Annotated in this window: 18 protein-coding genes; 10 read left to right on the top strand and 8 right to left on the bottom strand. The window is 73.6% G+C overall.

The features are described 5' to 3' along the window. The first annotated feature begins 7 nt into the window (after nt 1-7). The 8 genes from WIS52_RS26750 (at nt 8) to WIS52_RS26715 (ending at nt 10,380) form a co-directional block, all read left to right on the top strand. Nucleotides 8-1,246: a CaiB/BaiF CoA transferase family protein gene (locus tag WIS52_RS26750; RefSeq protein WP_349301158.1), complete on the top strand. Its 1,239-nt coding sequence runs from the start codon at nt 8-10 to the stop codon at nt 1,244-1,246. Nucleotide 1,247: 1 nt separating this feature from the next. Continuing rightward, a complete protein-coding gene (locus WIS52_RS26745; protein ID WP_349301157.1) occupies nt 1,248-2,159 on the top strand; it encodes a hydroxymethylglutaryl-CoA lyase in 912 nt (303 codons plus the stop codon). Nucleotides 2,160-2,175: 16 nt separating this feature from the next. Further along, nucleotides 2,176-3,660 carry a GntP family permease gene (locus WIS52_RS26740; RefSeq protein ID WP_349301156.1) on the top strand — a complete coding sequence of 495 codons (1,485 nt, stop codon included), beginning with the start codon at nt 2,176-2,178 and terminating at the stop codon, nt 3,658-3,660. A 48-nt stretch (nt 3,661-3,708) separates the two neighbouring features. Beyond that, the gene (locus tag WIS52_RS26735) at nt 3,709-4,665 is read left to right on the top strand and encodes an NAD(P)/FAD-dependent oxidoreductase (protein WP_349301155.1); all 957 of its coding nucleotides are present in this window, start codon (nt 3,709-3,711) and stop codon (nt 4,663-4,665) included. 366 nt (nt 4,666-5,031) lie between these two features. Further along, nucleotides 5,032-6,546, top strand: coding sequence for an FAD-binding oxidoreductase (locus tag WIS52_RS26730; protein ID WP_349301154.1), 1,515 nt, complete (start codon nt 5,032-5,034; stop codon nt 6,544-6,546). A 55-nt stretch (nt 6,547-6,601) separates the two neighbouring features. Then, the gene (locus tag WIS52_RS26725) at nt 6,602-8,179 is read left to right on the top strand and encodes a CYTH and CHAD domain-containing protein (RefSeq protein ID WP_349301153.1); all 1,578 of its coding nucleotides are present in this window, start codon (nt 6,602-6,604) and stop codon (nt 8,177-8,179) included. Nucleotides 8,180-8,184: 5 nt separating this feature from the next. Further along, on the top strand, nt 8,185-9,288 hold the full coding sequence (gene galK, locus WIS52_RS26720; protein ID WP_349301152.1) for a galactokinase: 1,104 nt from the start codon (nt 8,185-8,187) through the stop codon (nt 9,286-9,288). Between the two features lie 48 nt (nt 9,289-9,336). Continuing rightward, nucleotides 9,337-10,380 (top strand): PHP domain-containing protein, encoded by a 1,044-nt coding sequence (locus tag WIS52_RS26715; protein WP_349301151.1) that lies wholly within the window; start codon nt 9,337-9,339, stop codon nt 10,378-10,380. Nucleotides 10,381-10,563: 183 nt separating this feature from the next. On the opposite strand, the gene WIS52_RS26710 is transcribed toward WIS52_RS26715, so the two are convergent. Next, nucleotides 10,564-10,974, bottom strand: a complete 411-nt coding sequence (locus WIS52_RS26710; RefSeq protein WP_349301150.1) for a cupin domain-containing protein — start codon at nt 10,972-10,974, stop codon at nt 10,564-10,566. A 241-nt stretch (nt 10,975-11,215) separates the two neighbouring features. Here WIS52_RS26710 and WIS52_RS26705 point away from each other — a divergent pair, with 241 nt between their 5' ends. Continuing rightward, complete coding sequence (locus tag WIS52_RS26705) at nt 11,216-12,199, top strand: glycoside hydrolase family 16 protein (protein WP_349301338.1); 984 nt, start codon at nt 11,216-11,218, stop codon at nt 12,197-12,199. Nucleotide 12,200: 1 nt separating this feature from the next. Here WIS52_RS26705 and WIS52_RS26700 read toward each other — a convergent pair whose 3' ends face one another. From WIS52_RS26700 to WIS52_RS26670, 7 genes are all read right to left on the bottom strand, one after another. Then, on the bottom strand, nt 12,201-13,184 hold the full coding sequence (locus WIS52_RS26700; protein WP_349301149.1) for an aldo/keto reductase: 984 nt from the start codon (nt 13,182-13,184) through the stop codon (nt 12,201-12,203). Beyond that, a complete protein-coding gene (locus tag WIS52_RS26695; protein WP_349301148.1) occupies nt 13,181-14,032 on the bottom strand; it encodes an ABC transporter ATP-binding protein in 852 nt (283 codons plus the stop codon). The genes WIS52_RS26700 and WIS52_RS26695 overlap by 4 nt, the downstream gene beginning before the upstream one ends. Then, entirely contained in the window at nt 14,029-15,807 is a 1,779-nt protein-coding gene (locus WIS52_RS26690) for a dipeptide/oligopeptide/nickel ABC transporter permease/ATP-binding protein (protein WP_349301147.1), read from the bottom strand. The genes WIS52_RS26695 and WIS52_RS26690 overlap by 4 nt, the downstream gene beginning before the upstream one ends. After that, nucleotides 15,804-16,751, bottom strand: coding sequence for an ABC transporter permease (locus WIS52_RS26685; RefSeq protein ID WP_349301146.1), 948 nt, complete (start codon nt 16,749-16,751; stop codon nt 15,804-15,806). Before WIS52_RS26685 ends, WIS52_RS26690 begins: the two co-directional genes overlap by 4 nt. 54 nt (nt 16,752-16,805) lie before the next feature. Further along, nucleotides 16,806-18,347, bottom strand: coding sequence for an ABC transporter substrate-binding protein (locus WIS52_RS26680; RefSeq protein WP_349301145.1), 1,542 nt, complete (start codon nt 18,345-18,347; stop codon nt 16,806-16,808). Nucleotides 18,348-18,396: 49 nt separating this feature from the next. Beyond that, nucleotides 18,397-19,329: a dihydrodipicolinate synthase family protein gene (locus WIS52_RS26675; protein WP_349301144.1), complete on the bottom strand. Its 933-nt coding sequence runs from the start codon at nt 19,327-19,329 to the stop codon at nt 18,397-18,399. Nucleotides 19,330-19,401: 72 nt separating this feature from the next. Continuing rightward, nucleotides 19,402-21,639, bottom strand: a complete 2,238-nt coding sequence (locus WIS52_RS26670; RefSeq protein ID WP_349301143.1) for a glycoside hydrolase family 3 C-terminal domain-containing protein — start codon at nt 21,637-21,639, stop codon at nt 19,402-19,404. A gap of 97 nt (nt 21,640-21,736) precedes the next feature. On the opposite strand from WIS52_RS26670, the gene WIS52_RS26665 reads away from it, so the two are divergent. After that, nucleotides 21,737-22,336 carry a TetR/AcrR family transcriptional regulator gene (locus WIS52_RS26665; protein ID WP_349301142.1) on the top strand — a complete coding sequence of 200 codons (600 nt, stop codon included), beginning with the start codon at nt 21,737-21,739 and terminating at the stop codon, nt 22,334-22,336. The last annotated feature ends 12 nt before the right edge of the window (nt 22,337-22,348 follow it).

The following is a 22,348-nucleotide window of genomic DNA, read 5'->3' as shown; positions in this document are numbered from 1 at the left end:
ACCGGCAATGACGCCATCGGACTCATCGACGACGGACGAGACGGACCGCGAGGCCCCCGGCCCGCTCAGCGGTCTGCGGGTCGTCGAGGTCGGCTCGCTGATCGCGGGTCCGTTCTGTGGCCAGCTCCTCGGCGACTTCGGCGCCGAGGTGATCAAGCTCGAGGACCCCGGGGTCGGTGACCCGATGCGGGCCTGGGGCCACCACCGTCCGTCCGGCTTCTCGCTGAGCTGGCCGATCATCGCCCGCAACAAGAAGTCGGTGACCTGCAATCTCCGGACGCCGGAGGGGCAGGGGGTCCTCCGGGACCTCGCCGCCGGCGCCGACGTCCTGATCGAGAACTTCCGGCCCGGCACGATGGAACGCTGGAACTGCGGGTTCGACGAGCTCCGTGGGCTCAACCCGCGGCTGATCATGACCCGGGTCACCGGGTACGGCCAGACCGGGCCCTACGCCGACCGCGCCGGGTTCGGCGTCATCGGCGAGGCGATGGGCGGCGTCCGGTACGTCACCGGCGAGCCCGACCGGCCGACCAGCCGCGTCGGGATCTCGCTGGGCGACTCGCTGGCCGGGACGTTCGCCGCGCTCGGGACGGTGATGGCCGTCGTGCACCGGGAGCGCACCGGCGCGGGACAGATCGTCGACTCCGCCATCTACGAGGCCGTCCTCGCGCTGATGGAGTCGACGATCCCGGAGTGGGAGCTCGCGGGCGCGCAGCGCGAGCGCAGCGGCGGCACGCTGCCCGGCGTCGCGCCCAGCAACGTCTACCCGACCCGGGACGGCGCGGAGATCCTCATCGCGGCGAACCGGGACACCGTGTTCTCCCGGCTCGGTCCCGTCCTGGGCCGGGCCGACTGGCTCGACGACCCCCGCTACGCCACCCACCAGGCGCGGGGCCGGCACGGTGCCGAGCTGGACGAGGAGATCCGGGCGATCACGGCCGGCCGGGACAGCGACGAGCTGCTCGACGCGCTGCACCACGGCGGCGTCCCGGCCGGGCGGACCTACACATCGAAGGACATGCTCGCCGACCCGCACTTCGCCGCGCGGGAGGCGATCGTCCGGCTCACCCACCACACGCTCGGGTCCTTCCCGATGCAGAACGTCGCGCCCCGGCTGTCCGGGTCGCCCGGGCGGGTCCGGCAGGTCGGGCCCGAGCTCGGCGAGCACACCGACGAGGTGCTCACCTCGGTGCTCGGCCTGTCGGCCGCGGCGGTCGAGGAACTCCGCGAGAAGGGGGTGGTCTGAGATGGGCCGGATCGAGGTCGTCGAGACGGCCCCGCGGGACGGGCTGCAGAACGAGGCCGTCGTCCTGACCGTCGAGCAGCGGCTCGAGCTGATCACCCGGCTGGTCGACGCGGGCGCGACCCGGGTCGAGGCCGTCAGCTTCGCGAACCCGGCCCGGGTCCCGGCCATGGCCGGCGCCGAGGAGCTCATGGAGCGGGTGCCGCGCCGGCCGGGGGTGAGCTACGCGGGCCTGGTGATGAACGAACGCGGATTGCGCAGGGCCCTCGACAGCGGTGTCGACGAGGTCGACCTCGTCGTGGTCGCGACCGACACGTTCTGCCGCCGCAACCAGAACACCGGCACGGCCGAGGCGGCGTCGTCGGCGGTGGAGCTCGCCGCGCGGGCCCGGGCCGCCGGCCTGACGACGACCATCACGATCGGCGCGTCGTTCGGCTGCCCGTTCGAGGGCGAGGTCCCGACCGACCGGCTGGCGCAGGTCCTCCGGACCGTGGCGGAGGCGGAGCCGACCGAGATCGCGCTGGCCGACACCATCGGGGTCGCCGTCCCGCGGGACGTGCGGGCCCGGGTCGCGCTGGCCCGCGAGCTCGTCCCGGGCAGCAGGCTGCGGCTGCACCTGCACGACACGCGCAACACCGCGACGGCCAATGCGCTGGCCGGGGTCGAGGAGGGCGTCGAGGTGCTCGACACCAGCGTCGGCGGCGCCGGCGGATGCCCGTTCGCGCCGGCGGCCACCGGGAACCTCGCGACCGAGGACCTGGTCTACGCCCTGCGCCGCAGCGGGATCGAGACCGGGCACGACCTGGAGAAGCTCCGCGCGACGGCCGAATGGCTCGGCGGGCTGCTCGGCCACCGGCTGCCCAGCGCGCTGCTCGCGGCGGGGGACTTCCCCGCCGGCGTCGGCGCCGACCACTGACGAGAGGAAGCCTGCAGTGACCGGATCAATGGCGATCCTGCACATCGCGGTGTCTGTGGCGTGCGTGGTCGGAACGATCATCGTGTTCCGGCTCGAGCCGGTGATCGCGCTGGTACTCGGTGCCGCCTACCTCGGTCTCGCGACCGGGCAGGGATACGCGGGCACCACGACCGCGATCGCCGAGGGGTTCGGCGCCGTCATGGCCGAGATCGGCCTGCTGATCGCCTTCGGTGTGCTGCTCGGGGCGCTCGTGCAGGCACTCGGTGTCCCGCAACGGATCGCCGAGGTGATGCTGCGCGGGTTCGGGCGCAAGGGGGTGCCCTACGCGCACGGCCTGTCCCTCGGTGTGGTCCTCGCGTCGGTGTTCGCCGACGTGCTCATCGTCCTGTCGGGGCCGCTCACCCGGCACGCGTCCAGCCGCCTCGGGCGCGACGGCCACGGGTTGCTGTCCGGCGCCGCGATCATCGGCATCACGGCCGGGCTCGTGTTCGTCGTCCCGGGCACGGCCCTGATGGCGGTGGTCGGGGTGCTGGGGATCCCGGTCGGGCAGGCGCTGCTCTTCGCGCTGCCGGTCGGCGCGGCCAGCATCGTGATCAGCGTCTTCCTCTACTCATTGCTGATCAGGATGGGGCTGTGGTCCGAGCGGCACGACGAGCTGGCGCCGGTCGCCGTCGCCCCCGGGAGCGGGGACGCGGCCGGGTCCGGGCCCGCGCCGGCCCGCCGCGCGGACGGGCCGGGGGCGGCGTCGCGGCCGGCCGACGACACAGCGGATGACACGGCGGATGACACGGCGGATGACACGGCGGATGACACGGCGGATGACACGGCCGGCGCGGAACGGCCCGAGCGGCGCGTCCCGCTGGTGGTGCTCGCGAGCCCGCTGATCGTCACGGTCACGATCATCATCACCGGCGCGGTGCTCGGGATCCTCGGGGTCTCCGGCGTCGTCGTCGACGTCCTCGGCGACATCGCGACCGCGCTGTTCATCGGGGTGTGCCTGGCGTACGTGCTCGCGCGCCGGGTCCTGGGGCGGGCCGAGCTCGACGCGGCGGTCGGCACCGGGATGAAGACCAGTGGCTCGATCCTGATCCTCACCGGGGTCGGCGGGAGCTTCGCCGAGCTCGTCGGCGGGACCGACGCCGGCGACTACCTCGCCTCGCTGTTCGACGCCGGCCTGGCGTCCCCGGTGATCCTCACCTGGATCATCGCCGCGGTGCTGCACGCCGCGGTCGGCTCGATCACGCTCGGCGCGCTGACGGCGGTGGGCATCGTCGCGCCGGTCGCCGAGGCGGCCGGTCCGGCCGGGGCGGTGCTCATCGGGCTCGCCGCGCTGTCCGGGGCGCTGTTCGGCGGCCTGCCGAACGCCAACGGCTTCTGGCTGTTCAAGTCGGTCTACGAGCTGACGGTCCGCGGGGCGCTGAAGACCTACACGCTCGGCCCCTCGATCTCCTCGGTGGTGTCGCTGGGCCTCCTGATGGGGCTCTGGGCGGTGACGGTCTGAGGTTCCGGCCGTCCGGCCGCGGTCGCCGCCGCGTCGTATGTTCGCGTCGTGGGAGTGATCGTGGTCGGGGCCGGCATCGCCGGGGTGACGTGCGCGGCGGAGCTGGCCGCCCGCGGGGTCGACGTGACCGTGTACGAGCGGGCGCGCGGGGCGGGCGGCCGGCTGGCGACCCACCGCCACGACGGCCGCCCGGCCGACATCGGCGCCGCCTACTTCACCGTCTCCGACGACGGGTTCGCCGCTCACGTCGAGCGCGGGCGCGCCGCCGGCCTGGTCCGCGAGTGGACCGACACCCTCGCCGTGTACGACGGCACGACCCGGTCCGCCGACGCCCCCGGCCCGGTGCGCTGGGCCGCACCCGGCGGGCTGCGCTCGCTGGTCACCGACACCGCCCGCGACCTGACGGTCCACACCGGACGCACTGTCAAGCGGGTCCGGCCGGGCCCGGACGGCCGCCCGGTCGTCGACGGCGAGTCGTGCGACGCCGTCGTCCTCGCGATGCCGGATCCGCAGGCGGTCCGGCTGCTCGACCCGGACACCTCGGCCGGGGCCGCCGTCGCCGGGCGGGCCTGGAACCCGGTGCTGGCGCTGACCCTCGGCTTCGCCCGCCGGGACTGGCCGGAGCTGCCGGCCGCGTTCGTCAACGACCACCCGGTGCTGTCGCTGGTGGCCGACGACGGCGACCGGCGCGGCGACCGGGCCCCGGTGCTCGTCGCGCACTCGACCGGCGAGCTCGCCCGCGCCCACGACGCCGACCCGTCCGGCGCGGTCCCGGAGATGACCGCCGCGGTGCGGGAGCTGCTCGGGATCGCCGACGGTCCGGAGTGGACACACGTGCACCGGTGGCGGTTCGCCGCCCCCGCGCAGCAGCGGGACGAGCCCTTCCACCTCGACGACGACGGCATCGGCCTCGCCGGGGACGCCTGGGGCCGGTCCCGGGTGCAGACGGCCTGGCTGTCCGGCCGTGCCGCCGGCCGAGCCGTCGCCGAGCGACTGGGGCACTGACCCGACCCGACCGTTCCGCCCCGTACCGATCCGCCCTGCGCCGATCCACTCGGCGGCCCCGGTGCCCGCCTCAACCTGCCGAGATGCAGCCCAGGGTCGCCCGAAGATCGACAATTCGCCCTGACCTGCATCTCGGTGGTTCGCCGGCCGCGGACCGCTGGTGACCGGGTCGTCGAGGCATCCGTCCGGTGGATCGGCGTCGCCACGTTCCCGCGCGCCGAGATGCTCCACAGGGCGAGCTGTCGATCTCCGCGCGACCGTGGGCTGCATCTCGGCGGTCGGGGAGTGGTCGGTGGGCGAGGGAGGGCGAGGCGGGATCGGGGCGTGCACTGGCCCCACCGGAGGGATGCGTCCTACCGTCGCACCATGGCCGATCGTGCGTCCGACGTCGTAGCAGGTCCGGCCGGTGGCGAGGGCGGCGCCGCCGTCGTCGAACCGGAGGGCCGGCCTTTCGGCGGTTCCACCGCCCCGGCCGAGCTGGACCCGTCCGGCCCGGACGCCACCGGGCGCGCGGTGCTCGCCGAGCTCGCCGCGGCGCTCGACCCCGACCGGATCCTCACCGATCCCGACACCGTCCGGCCCTACGTGCACGACGAGGCCGAGTGGGCGGCCCACGGCACCCCGCTGTGCGTGGTCCGCGCCCGCAGCACCGCCGAGGTCGCCGCGACGGTCGCGGCGTGCGCGCGGCACCGGATCCCGGTCGTCCCGCGCGGTGCAGGGACCGGGCTGTCCGGCGGGGCCAACGCCGTCGACGGGTGCGTGCTGCTCTCGACCGAGCGGATGACCGCGATCCGGGAGGTCTCGGTGGGGGAGCGGCTCGCCGTCGTCGAACCCGGGGTGGTCAACGACGACCTGCGCGCGGCCTGCGCGGAGCAGGGGCTCTGGTACCCACCGGACCCGGCGTCGGCACCCTGGTCGACGATCGGCGGCAACGTCGCCACCAACGCCGGCGGGCTGTGCTGCGTCAAGTACGGCGTCACCCGCGACTACGTGCTCGCGCTCGAGGTGGTCACCGCCGCCGGCGAGGTGGTGCGGGTCGGGCGGCGCACCGCGAAGGGCGTCGCGGGCTACGACCTGGCCGGGCTCATGGTCGGCTCCGAGGGCACCCTCGGCGTCATCACCGAGATCACGGTGAAGCTGCGCCCGGCGCGCCCGGATGCGCCGCGCACCGTCGTCGGCTTCTTCGAGTCGCTCGCCGACTGCGGGGCCGCGGTCGCCGCCGTCACCGAGCAGGGACTGCAGCCGTCGGTGTTCGAGCTCGTCGACCGCGAGTGCCTGGCCGCGGTCAACGCGTGGCGCCACGCCGGGCTGCCGGAGAGCGCGGCCGCGTTGCTGCTGGCCCGTACCGACCTGCCCGAGCCGGCCGCCGGCGCGGAGGCGGACGCGATCCTGGCCGCCTTCACCGCGCACGGGGCCACCGAGGCGATGGCCTCGACCGACGAGACCGAGTCCGAGGCGCTGTTCGACGCCCGCCGGATGGCCTACCCGGCGCTGGAGCAGCTCGGGATGGGCATGCTCACCGAGGACGTCTGCGTTCCCCGCACCCGGATGGCGTCGATGCTCGCCCGGATCGAGGAGATCTCGCACGAGCGCGGCGTGCGGATCGCGACGGTCGCACACGCCGGCGACGGGAACCTGCACCCGCTGATGCTCACCCCGCACGACGACCCGGCCGCCCGGGACCGGACCCGCGCCGCGTTCGACGAGATCATCGCCGCGGCGCTGGAGCACGGCGGCACCGTCACCGGGGAGCACGGCGTCGGGCTGCTCAAGCGGGACGGCATGGAGCGCGAGCTCGGTCCGGGCGTGCTGGCGATGCAGCGGGCGGTCAAGGCCGCGCTGGATCCGGACGGCATCCTCAACCCCGGCAAGGCGGTCTGACCCGTTAGCCCGGATGGCCGCGACTGGCGATGCTGATCACCGGGAACACTCCCACATGAACGACCCCGCGCGCCCCGGACCGGCAGGAACGACCACGAGGAGCTACCGCGGCCCGGCGCACAGCGGGGCGCCCCGGCTGGCCGAACTGTCCGGTGTGGATCGGGTCGCGCCGGTGACCGAGGCCGAGGTCCGGGAGCACGAACGGTTCGACACCCCCGACCTGCGGCTGCTCGCCACCGGCATCGGGCTCGCCGTCGAGCGCGTCCTGCCCGACCGGGCCGCGACCCGCCCGGAGACCGCGGCGTGGGTGCTGTCGCTGCCCGACTCCGACGACGAGCTGCGGGTCGCGCTGCCGGCCACGGACGTCGAGGGCGTCGACCCGGCCGGGGTCCCGGAGGAGATCGAGATCGAGATCCGGCGGATCCGCGGCGAGGCCGGACTGCGCCCGGTCGGGCGGGTCCGCCTGGTCCGGAACGTGACCCGGCTGCACGACGCCGCCGGTGCCGAGCTGGCGCTGGTGCTCCGCGACGAGGTCCAGGTCGCGACGCTGGGCGCGGCCACCGAGATCGAGAACTGGACCGAGGCCACTGTGGTCCCCGGTGGCGCGGGCAGCGCCCTGCTGGACGGGATCGACGACGCGCTGCGCACCACCGGGCTGATCCCCGGCTCCCGGGACGGCGGGGCCCGGCTGGCGGCGTTGCTGTCCGGCTCGGCCGGCGAGCCGCCGCGGTACCGCGCCACCGAGGGCAGCGCCGGTGCGCTGCTGCTCCACTACCTCGCTCGGCAGGCCGACGCCCTCGCCGAGCGGGAGCGGGACCTGCGCGCGGACCGGCCCGACGCCGTCCACCGGATGCGGGTCGCGGCCCGCCGCGCGCGCAGCGCCCTGCGGACCTACCGGCGCCTGCTGGAGGGCCCGCGGGTGGATCACCTCGTCGCCGAGCTGCGCTGGCTGGGTCGCGCGCTCGCCGGGGAACGCGACGCCGAGGTGCAGGAGGAGCGGCTCACCACCCAGATCGCCGGGCTGGAGCCGGAGCTGGTGGTCGGGCCGGTGCAGGCCGCCGTCACCCGGCACTTCGCGCGAACCCGCGCCGAGACCGCGGCCGCGGTGAGCGAGGTGGTCGACGGCGAGCGCTACGCCGCGCTGCGCGCCGCCCTGCGACGGCTGCTGGCCGACCCGCCGCTGTCCGCGAAGGCCGAGCGGTCCGCCGCCCGGACGATGCCGGCGATGGTCGGGCGCACCGCCCGCAGGTTCGACCGGCGGATGGGCCGCGCGCTGGCCGACCTCGACCGTGGCGAGCAGGCCCCGGAGTCGCTGCACGACGCCCGCAAGACCGGCAAGCAGCTCCGGTACGCCACCGAGGTGGCCCGCCCGGCCGCGGGGAAGGCCGCCCGCGACTTCGCCCGGAAGCTCAAGAAGGTGCAGGACGTGCTCGGCGCGCACCAGGACGCCGTCGTCGGCCGGGACCTCGTGCTCCAGCTGGGCGGCCGGGCCGGCATCGAGGACGGGAACGGGTTCACCTTCGGCGTGCTGCACGCCCGGGACACCGAGCGGCTGGTCGAGCTGGAGCAGCGGCTGCCCGGAACCTGGGAGGGGGTCCGGCGGAAGAAGTCCCGCCGCTGGATGCGAGGCTGACCCGGATGTCCGAGAGCAGCGCTTCCGGGGTCTGGTTCGCACCGGGCCGGGTCAATCTCATCGGCGAGCACACCGACTACAACGACGGGTTCGTGCTCCCCTTCGCGCTGCCCCGGAGGGCGGTGGTCACCGCCGGCCCGGCGGCCGGCCCGCGCAGCCGGGTGCGCTCCGCGCAGCAGGACGCACCCGTCGAGTTCACCGCCGCCACCGTGCGTCCCGGGGACGTGCCCGGCTGGGCGGCCTACGTCGCCGGGACCGTCTGGGCGTTCCGCGAGGCCGGGTACCCGGTGTCCGAGCTGGACCTGGAGCTGGACTCCGACGTGCCGGTCGGGGCCGGGCTGTCGTCGTCGGCGGCGGTGGAGTGCGCGGTCGGGGTCGCGCTCGCCGGGATGTCCGGTGTGGACGTCGGCCCGACCGGGCTGGCGCGGATCGCCCGCCGGGCGGAGAACGAGTTCGTCGGCGCGCCCACCGGCGGGATGGACCAGATGGCGGCGATGCACGGCCGGGCCGGGCAGCTCGTCTTCCTCGACACGCGCGACGACACCGTCGAGCTCGTGCCGTTCGACCTGGCCGCGCACGGCCTCGACCTCCTGGTGATCGACACCCGGGCCCCGCACTCGCACGCCGACGGCGAGTACGGCGCGCGCCGTGCCGACTGCGAGCGCGCGGCCGCCGCGCTCGGCGTGCCCGCGCTGCGCGACGCCGGCCTCCCGGAGGTCGAGACGCTCACCGACGACCGGATCCGCCGCCGGGCCCGGCACGTGGTCACCGAGAACGACCGGGTCCGTGCGGTGGTGGAGCTGCTGCGATCCGGCGCGGACCCGCGGGAGATCGGCCCGCTGCTGGACGCCTCGCACGTCTCGATGCGCGACGACTTCGAGATCACGGTCCCGCACGTCGACGTCGCCGTGGAGTCGGCGCGGGCCGGGGGCGCGGTCGGGGCCCGGATGACCGGTGGCGGGTTCGGCGGGTGCGTGATCGCGCTCTGCGAGACGGGCGCCGCCGCGGCGGTGGCCGGCGCCGTCGAGAAGGCCTACGCCGGGCACGGCTGGGAGCCGCCGGTGGTGTTCCCCGGCATTCCCTCCGACGGTGCCGGCCGGCTCACCTGAGCGTCCGAGCGGGCGCGCGCGGCCCCCTGCGGCGCTAACGTCGGCGTTGTGAGCGACCCACGTGACGCGGTGGCCGACCTGCGCCGGATCGCGTTCCTGCTGGAGCGGGCCGGCGAGTCCACCTACCGGGTCCGGGCATTCCGCACCGCGGCCGCCGCGCTGCGCGGGCGCGACGCCGCGGAGCTCGCCCGGCTGGCCGGCTCCGGCGGCCTGACCGACCTGCGCGGCGTCGGTGAGGTCACCGCCCGCTGCGTCGCCGAGTCGGTGGCCGGTGAGGAGCCGGTCTACCTGCGCCGCCTCGAGGACGCGGTCGCCCGGGCCGACGCCGACGGGATCCCCCTGGCCGAGCCCGCGCTGCGGCTGCGTGAGTCGCTGCGCGGTGACTGCCACTGCCACACCGACGCCTCCGACGGCGGCTCCCCGCTGACCGAGATGGCCGAGACCGCGATCGGGCTCGGGCACGACTACCTCGTCGTCACCGACCACTCGCCGCGGCTCACCGTCGCCAATGGACTGTCCGCGGACCGGCTGCGGCGACAGCTCGAGCAGGTCGCCGCGCTCAACGAGCGCATCGCCGGGTCCACACGGGACTTCCGGGTGCTCACCGGGATCGAGGTCGACATCGGAGACGACGGCGCCCTCGACCAGGAGCCGGAGCTGCTCGCCGAGCTCGACGTGGTCGTCGCCAGCGTGCACTCGAAGCTGCGGATGCCGCGCGACGAGATGACCGAGCGGATGCTGACCGCGATCGCGAACCCGCACGTCGACGTGCTCGGGCACTGCACCGGGCGGATGGTCACCGGCCGCCGGAAACGCCCCGAGTCCGAGTTCGACGCCGCCGCCGTGTTCGCGGCGTGCGCCGAGCAGGGCGTCGCCGTCGAGATCAACTCACGGCCGGAGCGGCAGGACCCGCCGAAGCGGCTGCTGCGCCTCGCCGTCGAGGCGGGGTGCGAGTTCACGATCGACACCGACGCGCACGCCCCCGGCCAGCTCGACTGGCTCGACCACGGCTGCGCCCGCGCGGTGGCGTGCGGCGTCCCTCCGGAGCGGATCCGCAACACCCGCGACCGAGCCGGCCTGCTCGCGCGCTGACCGCCCCGCTCGATCCACATCCCGCCCGCCCCGGCCCACCGATCCGCGCCGAGATGCAGACCAGGGTCGTGCGGAGATCATCTATTTGCCCGCATCTGCATCTCGGCGCGGGAGGCCGGGGCGAGAGCTGCGGGCGGGGCGAGGGACGGGCCTGTGGGCCGCGCGGGCGGGGATCGGGTCCGATCAGCTCAGCTCGAAGTCGGCGAAGTCGAAGCCGGGGGAGACCACGCAGCTGACCAGGACCGGCCCGTCGCCGAGCGGGGCCGCGCGCTGCCAGACGTCCGCCGGGACCTCGCGCTGGGGCAGCGCGTCCGCGCCCGCCGTGCCCAGGCGCAGGACGGTCTCCGTACCGGGGGAGTCGCCGTCCCCGCCGAGGACGAGCTCGGCGTCCGGGCCGGAGTGGTGGCACCACAGCTCCGCCGAACGCACCCGGTGCCAGCGCGCCGGCCCGTCGAGCAGGTAGAGGATCGCGGTCGCCGACGGCCGCGGTCCCCGATCGGTCTCCACCGTCACCGGTGAGGTCCAGGTCCGCCGGTACCAGCCGCCCTCCGGGTGCGGAGCGAGGTCGAGCGCGGCGGCGAGATCGGGACGCATCGGTTCAGCATCGCCGGTGACCCTGGGTGAGAGCCACGGTGGCGACGGTCACCGCGCGTCGAACACTCCTGATGATCACCCGGATCGGGGGTTCCCCGACCGGGTGTTTCCGCTGGCCCGGATCACCGTCCGCTCGTGAGATGGGCCGGACGGTGACGGTAGTGACAGCAGTGAACACAGCGACGGGAGCGACCCCACGGTGCGTGCGAGAACGCGAGCGCGAGGACTGGCCACGGTGACGATGCTGGCCGCGACGGTGGCGATGACCGCCGCGACGACGGTGCACGACCCGGCGACGGCCGCCGCGAGCGTCCCGGCGGCGGTCGTGCAGGACGACGACCCGGCCGGCACGGGCCGGTCGGACCAGCCGGACCCGGCGGGCGGGTCCGGCGACCCGGCCGCGCCGGATCAGCCGGCGCCGCCGTCGTCGTCGGCGGAGAACTGCCCGGACACCGCGGCCGAGCGCCTCGGCTGGGGTGACCCGGACCGGCACTCGAGTTTCGACGGCGACACTCTCCCGCCGGACTGGCACCCCTACGGCCCGGAGCCCGGGCACGCCAAGAACGGCACCCGCACCCCGGACGCGGTGACCGTCGCCGACGGCGTCATGACCATCGACGCCGACGCCGACGGCAACACCGGCGCCGTCTCCTGGCACCCGGGTCAGCGGCACGGCCGCTGGGAGGCCTGCGTGAAGTCCGACGAGGCCTCCGGCGGGCTCAACGCGCTGCTGCTGCTCTGGCCGGTCGCCGAGGACTTCCCGGTCGGCGGTGAGATCGACTGGATGGAGATCCTCTCCGACGACCGTCAGGAGACGTCGTTCTTCCTCCACTACGGACCGGACAACGACCAGGACTACGGGGCCACCCAGCACGACTCGACGCAGTGGTCGTCGTACGCGCTGGAGTGGACGCCGGAGAAGATGACGGCCTATGTGGACGGTGAGGAGTGGTACTCCAACACCGACACCGACAAGTTCCCGCCGCGGCCGATGAACATGACCATGCAGTTGGACTACTTCCCGCCGGCCGGTGGCGCGACCGCGATGCACATGGACTGGGCGAGCCAGTGGGCGATCGAGGAGAGCGAGCCCGCCGAGCTGAGCCTGCCGCCGGGGGCGAACGCCACCGGCCAGCCTCGCGACCACCCGGAACGCGCCCCGCGTGAGCTGACGGCCGAGGAGCGGGCGGCGCAGGACGAGATGCTGGCCGCCCTCGCCCCCTAGCTCATCCGGCCAGCACTTTCTCGACGGCGTCCAGCAGGTCGTCGTCGAGATCGAGGCGGTCGGCCGCGTCCAGGTTCGCCGTCAGCTGGGCGACGCTCGACGCGCCGACCAGCGCGGAGGTGACGCGTCCGCCGCGCAGCACCCAGGCCAGCGCGAGCTGGGCGAGGCTCCGCCCGCTCTCGCGAGCCAGCTCGTCGAGCGAGCGGACCAGACGCAGCGTGTCCTCGGGAACGCCGCGCAGCGTCCTCCCCGCCGCCGCACGGGAGCCCTCGGGCACCCCGTCCAGGTAGCGGTCGGTGAGCACCCCCTGGGCCAGCGGCGAGAACACGATGCTGCCGATCCCCTCGTCGTCGAGCAGGTCGAGCAGGCCGTCCTCGACCCAGCGGTCGAGCATCGAGTACCGCGGCTGGTGCACGAGCAGGGGCGTGCCGAGCTCGGCGAGCGCGGCCGTCGCCGCCCGGGTCTGCTCCACCGAGTAGCTGGAGATGCCGACGTAGAGCGCGCGACCGGACGTCACGGCGGTGTGCAGCGCGCCGACGGTCTCCTCGATCGGGGTGTCGGGGTCCGGGCGGTGGCTGTAGAAGACGTCGACGTGGTCCAGGCCCATCCGGTGCAGCGACTGGTCGAGGCTCGCCAGCAGGTACTTGCGCGAGCCGTGGTTGCCGTAGGGACCGGGCCACATGTCGTAGCCCGCCTTGGTCGAGATGACGAGCTCGTCGCGGTGGCCGGCGAAGGTCTGCGCGAGGTGGCGGCCGAAGTTGGTCTCCGCCGACCCGTAGGGCGTGCCGTAGTTGTTCGCGAGGTCGAAGTGCGTGACGCCCCGGTCGAACGCGGCGCGCAGGATGTCGCGCTGGGTGTCGAACGTGCGCTCGTCGCCGAAGTTCTGCCACAGGCCCAGCGAGATCGGGGGGACGCACAGGCCGCTGCGGCCGAGCCGCCGGTAGGCCGCCGTCTCGTAGCGGGCGGGTGAGGGGGTGTAGGTCACGATGCGAGCTCGCTTTCCGGCCGGGCGCGCGCGAGGCGATGGCGTTCCTCGCGTCGCCGCTCCTGTTCGACGGGGTCGGGCACCGGCGCCGAGAGCAGCAGCCGTTGCGTGTAGGGATCGCTGGGGTTCTCGGTGACGACGGCCGCCGGGCCCTGCTCGACGAGCCGCCCGCGATGCATCACCGCCACCCGGTGGCTGATGGCGCGCACCACGGCCAGGTCGTGCGAGATGAACAGGTAGGCCACGCCGGTGCGTTCCTGGATCTCCCGGAACAGGGTCAGCACGCGCGCCTGCGTGGTCAGGTCGAGCGCGCTCACCGGCTCGTCGCAGACGATCAGCCGTGGGTCGATCGCCAGTGCCCGCGCGATCGCCACCCGCTGGCGCTGCCCGCCGGAGAACTCCCGTGGGAGCCGGTTGCCGGCGTCGGCCGGGAGGTTCACCTGGTCGAGCAGGCCGCGGATGCGCTCGCCGGCCTCGGCGCGCGACATGCCCTGCGCGCGCAGCGGCTCGGCGAGGATGTCGCCGACCGACATGACGGGGTTCAGCGAGGTGTAGGGATCCTGGAACACGACCTGCAGGTCCTGCGACAGACGCCGGCGGTCCCGCCGGGACAGGGTGCCGATCTCCCGGCCGTCGAGGCGGATGCTCCCGGCCGTGACCGGGGCGAGGCCGAGCACCGCCCGGCCGAGCGTGGTCTTGCCCGAGCCGGACTCGCCGACCAGCCCGAGGGTCTCGCCCGGGCGGATGTGCAGCGACACGTCGTGCAGGGCGCGGAACGGGCGGGCGCGGAACCCGCGCCCCGGGTACTCGACGACGAGGTCGTCGACCTCGAGGATCCGGCCGGTCACGGGGCGACCTCCTCGTCCAGCGGGGCACGCAACGGCGCACCCTCGATGGTCGATCCCAGCAGGGTGATCGTGTACGGATGGTGCGGGTCGGCGAAGATGTCCCGGGTCGCGCGCTCCTCGACGATCCTCCCCGAGCGCATGACCGCCACCCGGTCGCAGACGTCGGCGACGACGCCGAAGTTGTGCGTCACCAGCAGCACCCCGAGGCCCCGCTCGCGCTGCAGGTCCCGGATGAGGTCGAGGATCTCGGCCTGCACCGTGACGTCCAGGGCGGTGGTCGGCTCGTCCGCGATCAGCAGCGCCGGGTTGCAGGAGATGGCGCCCGCGATCAGGACCCGCTGGGCCATGCCGCCCGAGATCTGGTGCGGGTAGGAGCTCATGACCCGTGGCGGGTCGGTGATCCCGACCCGGCGCAGCAGCGACTCGGCCTCGGCCCGGGCGGCGGAGTCGGACAGTCCCCGCGCCCGCCGCATCGGCTGCACCAGCTGCCAGCCGATCCTGAACGACGGGTCGAGGTTGCTCATCGGCTCCTGCGGGATGTAGCCGATCCGGCGCCCGAGGACGTTGCGCATCTGCCGGGGGGAGAGCCTCGCCAGGTCCTCACCGTCCAGCGCGACGTGCCCGGACCGGATCTCGCCGCCCTCGGGGAGCAGACCCAGGACGCTGAGCGCGGTCTGCGTCTTGCCCGAGCCCGACTCGCCGACGAGCCCGACGATCCGGCCGCGTTCGACGCGCAGGTCCACGCCGTGCACGACCTCGGTGACCTCGTCGGACCGGGTGCGGTAGCCGACGACCAGACCGGACACCGTGAGCAGCGCATCGTCGGGGACGTGCTCGGTGGCCCGGTCGTCCGGCACCGCCGGGGCCGCGGTGCGGGCTCTGGGCGGGCGGCGGCGTGCCCCGGACTCGTCGCCCTCCAGGGCGTCGCGCACCCCGTTGGCCAGCAGGATGAAGCAGGCGACGGTGATCCCGATCGCCAGGCCGGGCGGCAGGAACAGGTGACGTCCGGTGTAGAGGTTCGCGAAGGCGTCCTGCAGCATCCCGCCCCAGGTGGGGGTGGCCGGGTCACCGAGACCGATGAACTCCAGCCCCGCCTGGACGACGATCGCCGCGGCGGCGATGGTCGCGGACAGGATGATGATCGGGGCGCGGACGACGTAGAGGATGTGCCGCGCGATGATCCGCGCGTCGCCGAGCCCCGACACGCGCGCGGCGTCGACGTAGAGCTCGTTCTTCACGGCGATGACCTGGTTGCGCACCAGCCGGAAGAAGTTGGGAGAGAACATGATGCCCAGCACCGCCATCGACACCAGGATGTTCGGCCCGATCACCGCGAACAGCGAGACCAGCACGATGGTCCCGGGCAGCACGATGACCAGGTTCGCCGCCCAGCCGGCCACCGTGTCGAACCAGCCGGCGAAGTAGGCGGCGACCAGGCCGGTGACCACCCCGATCGACATCGCGACGACGACGGTCAGGAACGCCCCGAGCAGCGTCAGCCGGCCGGCGTGCACGAGCCGGCTGAGCACGTCGCGGCCGGCGCCGTCGCCGCCGAGCAGGTACTCGCCGCCGGGCGCGGCGTTCACCATGTCCAGTCTGGACACCACCGGGCTGCCCGGCGCGACGACGTCGGCGAACACGGCGACGAGCACGACCGCGGTCACGACGGCGGCGGCGGTCACCGCGAGCGGGTTGCGCAGGAACCGGTGCACGACACCGCGGCGAGCGGCGGGCGGGCCGGCCGCGGGTTCGCCGCCGGGCAGCAGGTCGCTCATTGGATCCTCGCTTTCGGGTTGATCCAGGTGACGGCGAGGTCCACGGCGAGGTTCACCACGACGACGATCACCGCGGCCACCACGAGCACGCCCATGACCACCGGGATGTCGCTCTGGATGGCCGCGTTGACCGCGAGGCTGCCGAGTCCGGGCAGCGCGAAGACCCGCTCGATGAGCACCGCCCCGCTGAGCATCCCGATGAATTGCAGCGAGACGACGGTGACCGCGGGGGGTGCGGCGTTGCGCAGGACGTTCCGGGCGAGGATCGCCCCCTCGGGCAACCCGCGCGCCCGCAGCGTGCGGACGTAGTCCTTCTTGAGGACGTCGATGACCGCGCTGCGGATCTGCTGTGCGGTCGAGGCGATGCAGCTGAGCGCGAGCGCGATCACCGGCAGGGTGATCGTGGAGACCCAGCCGGTCACCGACTGGTCGATCGGGACGTACCCGGTCGCCGGGAACCACGCGAGGCCGATCGCGAAGGTGGAGACGAGCGCCAGCCCGACCCAGAAGTTGGGCAGCGACTCCGCGGCGACCGAGAAGATCTGGACACCCCGGTCCACCCATCCGCGCCGGACAGCCGCGACGATGCCGAGCACGATGGCGATCAGCGCGGCGACGACGAGGGAGACCGTGACCAGCGAGAGCGTCACCGGCAGCCGGATGGCGAGCGAGTCGACCACCGGCGTGCCGGTCACGAACGACACCCCGAGGTCGCCCTGCACGGCGGAGACCAGCCAGTCGAGGTACTGGACGACGAGCGGACGGTCGAGGCCGAGCTCGGCGCTCAGCGCGTCGATCTGTTCCTGGGTGGCGAGCTCACCGAGGATGTTGCGGGCGATGTTGTTGTTGCTGGAGTAGACCAGGGTGAACGCCAGCGCGGTGATCGCCACCAGGAGCACGACGGCCGCGACCGCGCGGCGCGTGAAGAAGACGAGCACAGGCACCTCCGATCCGGGGGACCGGTGGTGGCGCGCCGGGACGCGCCACCACCGCGGGACTCAGGACGCGGGCGCGGGTGCGAAGTCCTTGATGAACGGCACGACGTTCATCGGGTGCACCGTCACCTCCACCTCGGGGGCCGAGAGGTAGACGACGTTCTCGAGGTACCAGATGTCGAACCAGGCCTCGTCCACCACGTACTCGTTGATGGCCGTCATCGACTGCGCGTAGGTGTCCTCGTCCGGGGCGGTCCGGGCCTGCTCGATGAGCGCGTCGAGCTCGGGTGTGGCGGTGCTGAACGGGTTCCACGGCGCGGCCGCGGGGATCTGCTTGCTCATGTCCCACCACGCCTCGGCCGTACTGTTGGAGAACCAGAACATCCCGTACCGGCCGGACTGGACCTCCTCGACGTAGCTGGTCGGGGCGACCTTCTCGTACTGGACGCGGATGCCGACGTCGGCGAGCTGCTGGGCGACGATCGGGTTGGACTTCTCCTCGGCGCTCTCCGGCATGAGCACGTCGAAGCCGTCGGCGTAGCCCGCCTCGGCCAGCAGTGCGCGGGCGCGGTCCGGGTCGAACGGGTAGGCGTCGTTCAGCGCCGGGACGTAGTTGACCGAGGTCGGGTTGAAGACCTGTGTGGACCGCTCGCCGTAGCCGAGCTGGATGCCGTCGAGGATGCCCTGGGCGTCGATCGCGTGGTTGATCGCCTGCCGGACGCGCTTGTCGGCCAGCGCCGGCACGACCGTGCCGTCGCGGTCGGCCAGGTACAGTCCGCGCCGGTTCAGCGGCCACTCGGAGACCCCGAGCCCGGCGGACTCCGCCTCGGCGACGGCCGTCCCGTCGGCGGTGATCCCCTGGACCTGGCCGGAGCGCAGCGCGTTGACCCGGGCGGTCAGCTCGTTGATCACGACGAGCTCGAGGGTCTCGTACGGGTACGCCGTGGCGTCCCAGTAGTCGGGGTTGCGGGTGAACACGAACCGCACGCCGGGCTCCGAGGCGCCCGCGTCGAGCACGTAGGGCCCCGATCCCACCGGTTGCGTCGTGATCTCGTCGGTGCCCAGGGCTGCGGGGCTGCCCATCACGCCGCCGGCCAGGGTGAGGTAGGTCAGCAGCGCCGGGTCGGGCTGGGTCAGGCGCAGCTCGGCGGTGAGCTCGTCGACCGCGACGACCTCGTCGACGGAGCTGACCATGACCGAGTTCTGACCGGCGCCGTCCCGGAGGTTCTCGATGTTGGCCTTGACCGCCTCGGCGTCGAACGGCGTGCCGTCGGAGAACGTGATGCCCTCGCGCAGCCCGAGGGTCAGCACGGTGTTGTCGTCGTTGTACTCGAACGTCTCCGCCATGCCCGGCACGACCGTGGTGTCGGGCTCCATGTGGAGCAACGTGTCGTAGACCGCGTTCCAGTACTGCGCCTGGTGCCCGTTCTGCAGCAGGGCGGGCTCCCAGGCGCCGCTGTCGAGGCTGACGGCCAGGGTCAGCTTGTCGGCGGCGCCGCCGCCACCGGCCGTGGTGTTCGTGCCGCCGGCGCAGGCGGCCAGCGTCGCCGTGGCCGCCGTGAGGGCGACCGCGGCGACGAGCCGCCGGAGGCTGGGTCTGCGCATGGGGGATGACTCCTTTGTCATGGGTGCGCCCGTCACGGTGTGCGCGCGGTCAGTTCAGCTTCAGGTCGAGCGACTCGATCAGCGCGACCATGTCGGTCAGCGAGTCGAAGTCGTGGGCGCCGAGCGGGTTGGCGCCGGGCATCCGGCTGTACGGGGTGATGTCGAGCTGGCCGGTCGCGGCGAGCAGCTGCTTCGCCGAGCTCGGGTAACCCAGACCGATCATCCGCTCGAACACGCTCATCAGCCGCTGCACGGTGCGGACCTGCTCGTCGTCCCGGTGCGCGTTGGCGCACAGCCAGACCATCAGGTGCGGGTTGAGGCTCGACGCGTAGCCGGAGTGCCCGTGCGCGCCCGCGATGATCGACTGATAGGTCGAGGTGATCTCACCGTTGTAGATCCGCAGATCTGTGCCGCGCGCGGCGGCGATCTTGGCGGCCATGTCGCCCGGGTCGAACGACAGGTCCTTGTGGAACACGAACCGGCCGGTGTGCGCGGCCCACTCGAACACCGGGGCCGGGACGACCCGCTTCCACGGGGTCGGGCACTCGTAGAAGCCCAGCTTGATGTCGCCGGTCCCCTCGACGATCGTCTCGAGCTTGCCGCTCCACGCGGCCTCCGACGCCGCCTGGTTGCCCAGGTGGTTGGTCAGGATCACCACCGCGTCGGCGCCGACGTCGCTGATCTGCTTGATCGTCTCGATCTCGTCGGCGGCCGGGGCGCCGAAGGTGCCGGTCGCGACGACCGCGGCCCGGCCGTTCGCGCGCTTCACGACCCGCTCGGCCAGCTGGACGCGCTCCTCGGCGGACAGGAACTCGACCTCACTGGAACGGGAGTTCGTGAACAGGCCGGTGATGCCGGCGTCGATGTACCAGTCGGTGATCCGGTCGACGCCGTCCCAGTCGATCGTGCGGTCGGAGTGCATCGGGGTCAGCATCACCGGCCACACCTGGTTGGTCAGCAGCATCTCGGGGGTGCTCGTCATCGGGCGTCTCCTCGGTGGTGAGCTCGTGCGGTGATCACCGTGCGGCGCACGGTGGGAGTCCGGAGTGGTATGTCAGCGGTTCGCCGCGACGACGACCTCGTCGATCGCGGCGCCGGGCAGGCCGAACATCGACATCCGGCCGAGGGGGAACGAGGCGAGCATCATCCGCACGTCCTCGTCGCCGGATCCGGCGATGCCCCCGCCGCCGTGCCGGGCCAGGGCGGCACGCAGCGCATCGGCGGCGACCGGGTGGGCGAAGACCTCGGCGAGCGACGAGTCGCGGGCGATCGGCAGGTCGACCTCGTCCCCGTCGAGGTCGACCTCGACGGTGCCCCGGAGATCGCGGCTGGACGCCGCGACGTCGATCCGGTAGCGGCCGCCCTCGACGATCCAGGCGTCGACCCGCACGTCCCAGTAGGCGAGATCGGACCGGCGGACGGTCAGCGCGACCTCCCGGCTCTCCCGCGGCGCGAGCTCGACGACGCCGAACGCCTTGAGCTCGCGCACCGGGCGGCTCACCGCCGAGTCCTCGAGTCCGGTGTAGACCTGGACGACCTCGCGCCCGGTCCGGTCGCCGGTGTTGGTCACGGTGACGCGCACGTCGACGTCGCCGTTCCCGGCCACCGTCGCCGAGGCGCCGGACCAGTCGAACGTCGTGTACGACAGGCCGTGTCCGAACGGGAACGTCACCGGGAGGTCGCGGGTGTCGTACCAGCGGTACCCGACCAGCAGCCCCTCGCCGTAGCGCACGTGGCCGTACTCGCCGGGGAAGTTCCCGAAGGCGGGGGTGTCCTCGATCCGGACCGGGACGGTCTCGGTGAGCCTCGCCGACGGGTCGACGTCACCGAACAGGACGTCCGCGGTGGCGGCGCCGCCCGCCTGGCCGAGCAGTGAGCCGTCGAGGATCCCCGGGACGTCGCCGGCGAACGGCAGCGCGACGACGCCCCCGTGCGACAGCACGACGACGGTCCGCGGGTTCGCCCCGCGGACCTCGTCGAGCAGGGCCAGCTGGTCGGCCGGCAGGTCGATGCCGGTGCGGTCGAAGCCCTCGGACTCGGTCGGTGCCGGCAGCCCGAGGAACAGCACGGCGACGTCGGCGCCGGCGGCCGCGGCCACCGCCTCTGCGCGCAGGCGTACCCGCGTGGACTCGTCCGCTGTGGATTCCAGGCTGAACCCCGGTGCGAACGCGACGTCCGGGCCGGCGGCCGCCCGGATGTGGGTCAGGGCGTCGTCGAGACGTGTCGGGTTGATCAACGACGACCCCGCGCCCTGGAACCGCGGGTGCTCGGCGAACGCCCCCACGACGGCGATCCGCGCGTCCCGGGACAGCGGCAGCACGCCGTCGGAGTTCTTGAGCAGGACGATCGACCGGCCGGCGGCCTCACGGGCGAGCGCGTGGTGGGCGTCCACGTCGAGCGGGGCGGTCACCGGCGCGCGCCCGGCCGCCCGCATCGCCATCGACGCGACCCGTGCGGCGGACCGGTCCACCAGGCGCTCGTCGATCCGGCCCTCCTTCACGGCGGCGACGACCTCGGCGTCGGCCCGCCCGTCCGAGGACGGCATGTCGAGGTCGAGACCGGCGGCCAGCGCCGCGACGCGGTCGCGCACCGCACCCCAGTCGGACACGACCAGCCCGTCGAAACCCCACTCGTCGCGCAGGACGGAGGTGAGCAGCCACGGGTCCTCGGAGGCGTGCACGCCGTTGATCCGGTTGTAGGAGCACATGACCGTCCACGGCCGCGCGTCGGCGACCACCCGCTGGAACCCCCGCAGGTAGATCTCGCGGAGCGTCCGGGGGTCGACGTCGCTCGACACGCGCAGGCGGTCGGTCTCCTGGTTGTTCGCGGCGAAGTGCTTGAGCGAGGTGCCGACGCCCTGGGACTGGACGCCCCGCACCCACGCGGCCCCGATGACACCCGAGACGACGGGGTCCTCGGAGAAGTACTCGAAGTTGCGTCCGCACAGCGGCGACCGCTTGATGTTGATGCCGGGGCCGAGCAGGACGGCGACGTCCTCGATCGCCGACTCGATGCCGAGGGCGACGCCGACGCGCTCCACCAGCTCCGGGTCGAAGGAGGCGCCCAGCGCGACCGCGGGCGGGAAGCAGGTCGCCGGCACGCTGTCGTGCAGTCCCAGGTGGTCGGCCGAGCGCCGCTGCTTGCGGAGTCCGTGCGGCCCGTCCGTGAGCATGACCGACGGGACATCGCCCGCCTGTGTGGTCGTCCAGAAGTCGGCGCCGCTGGTCAGGGCGGCCTTCTGGTCGAGAGTGAGCGCTGCGACGGCGTCGGCAGCACGGTCCGGAATCGACATCGATCGGTCCTCTCCCGCCCCCTCCGTTGGGGTGCGCCAAAACCTTATGGCGCTCGGTCTTCAGAAAGCAAGCGTCATTCGGTTTATGCTCGGAACCATGAACGAGCGCGGTCCGTACGCCAAGGGCATCGCCAAGCGGGAGGAGATCCTCGAGCAGGCTCTCGAGGTGATCGGCCGCGAGGGCTTCGCCGGAGCGTCGATCAAGGAGGTCGCCGAGGCGGTCAACCTCAGCCAGGCCGGCCTGCTGCACTACTTCGACAGCAAGGAGGACCTGTTCACCGCCGTGCTGCGCAAGCGGGACCAGATCGACGGCGGGGTGGGTGTGACCGGCGCCGCGGACCTGCCGGAGCTGCGCGAACGCTTCCAGGCGCTCGCCCGGCACAACACCGGCGTCCCGGGACTGGTCGAGCTGTTCTCGCGGATGGCGGTGGAGGCGGCCGACCAGGGCCATCCCGCGAACACGTTCTTCCGGGACCGGGGGCCGGACATGCGGGCCGGCTTCGCCGCGGCGCTGCGCGGCTCCCAGGACCGGGGCACGGCACCGCGGGGGATCGACCCCGACTCGTTCTCCCGGCTCCTCGAGGCGGTCTCCGATGGGCTGCAGCTGCAGTGGCTGCAGGACCCCACCGTCGACATGGTGGGGCTGCTGGGGGAGTTCTTCGACCTGGTGACGGCGCCGGAGGCCGCCGACGGGTGATCCCGGGGCCGC

The organism is Pseudonocardia nematodicida, from assembly GCF_040105385.1.
GTDB lineage: Bacteria > Actinomycetota > Actinomycetes > Mycobacteriales > Pseudonocardiaceae > Pseudonocardia > Pseudonocardia nematodicida.
Note: the sequence above shows the minus strand (reverse complement) of the source record. Positions and strands in the feature narration are given on the sequence as shown.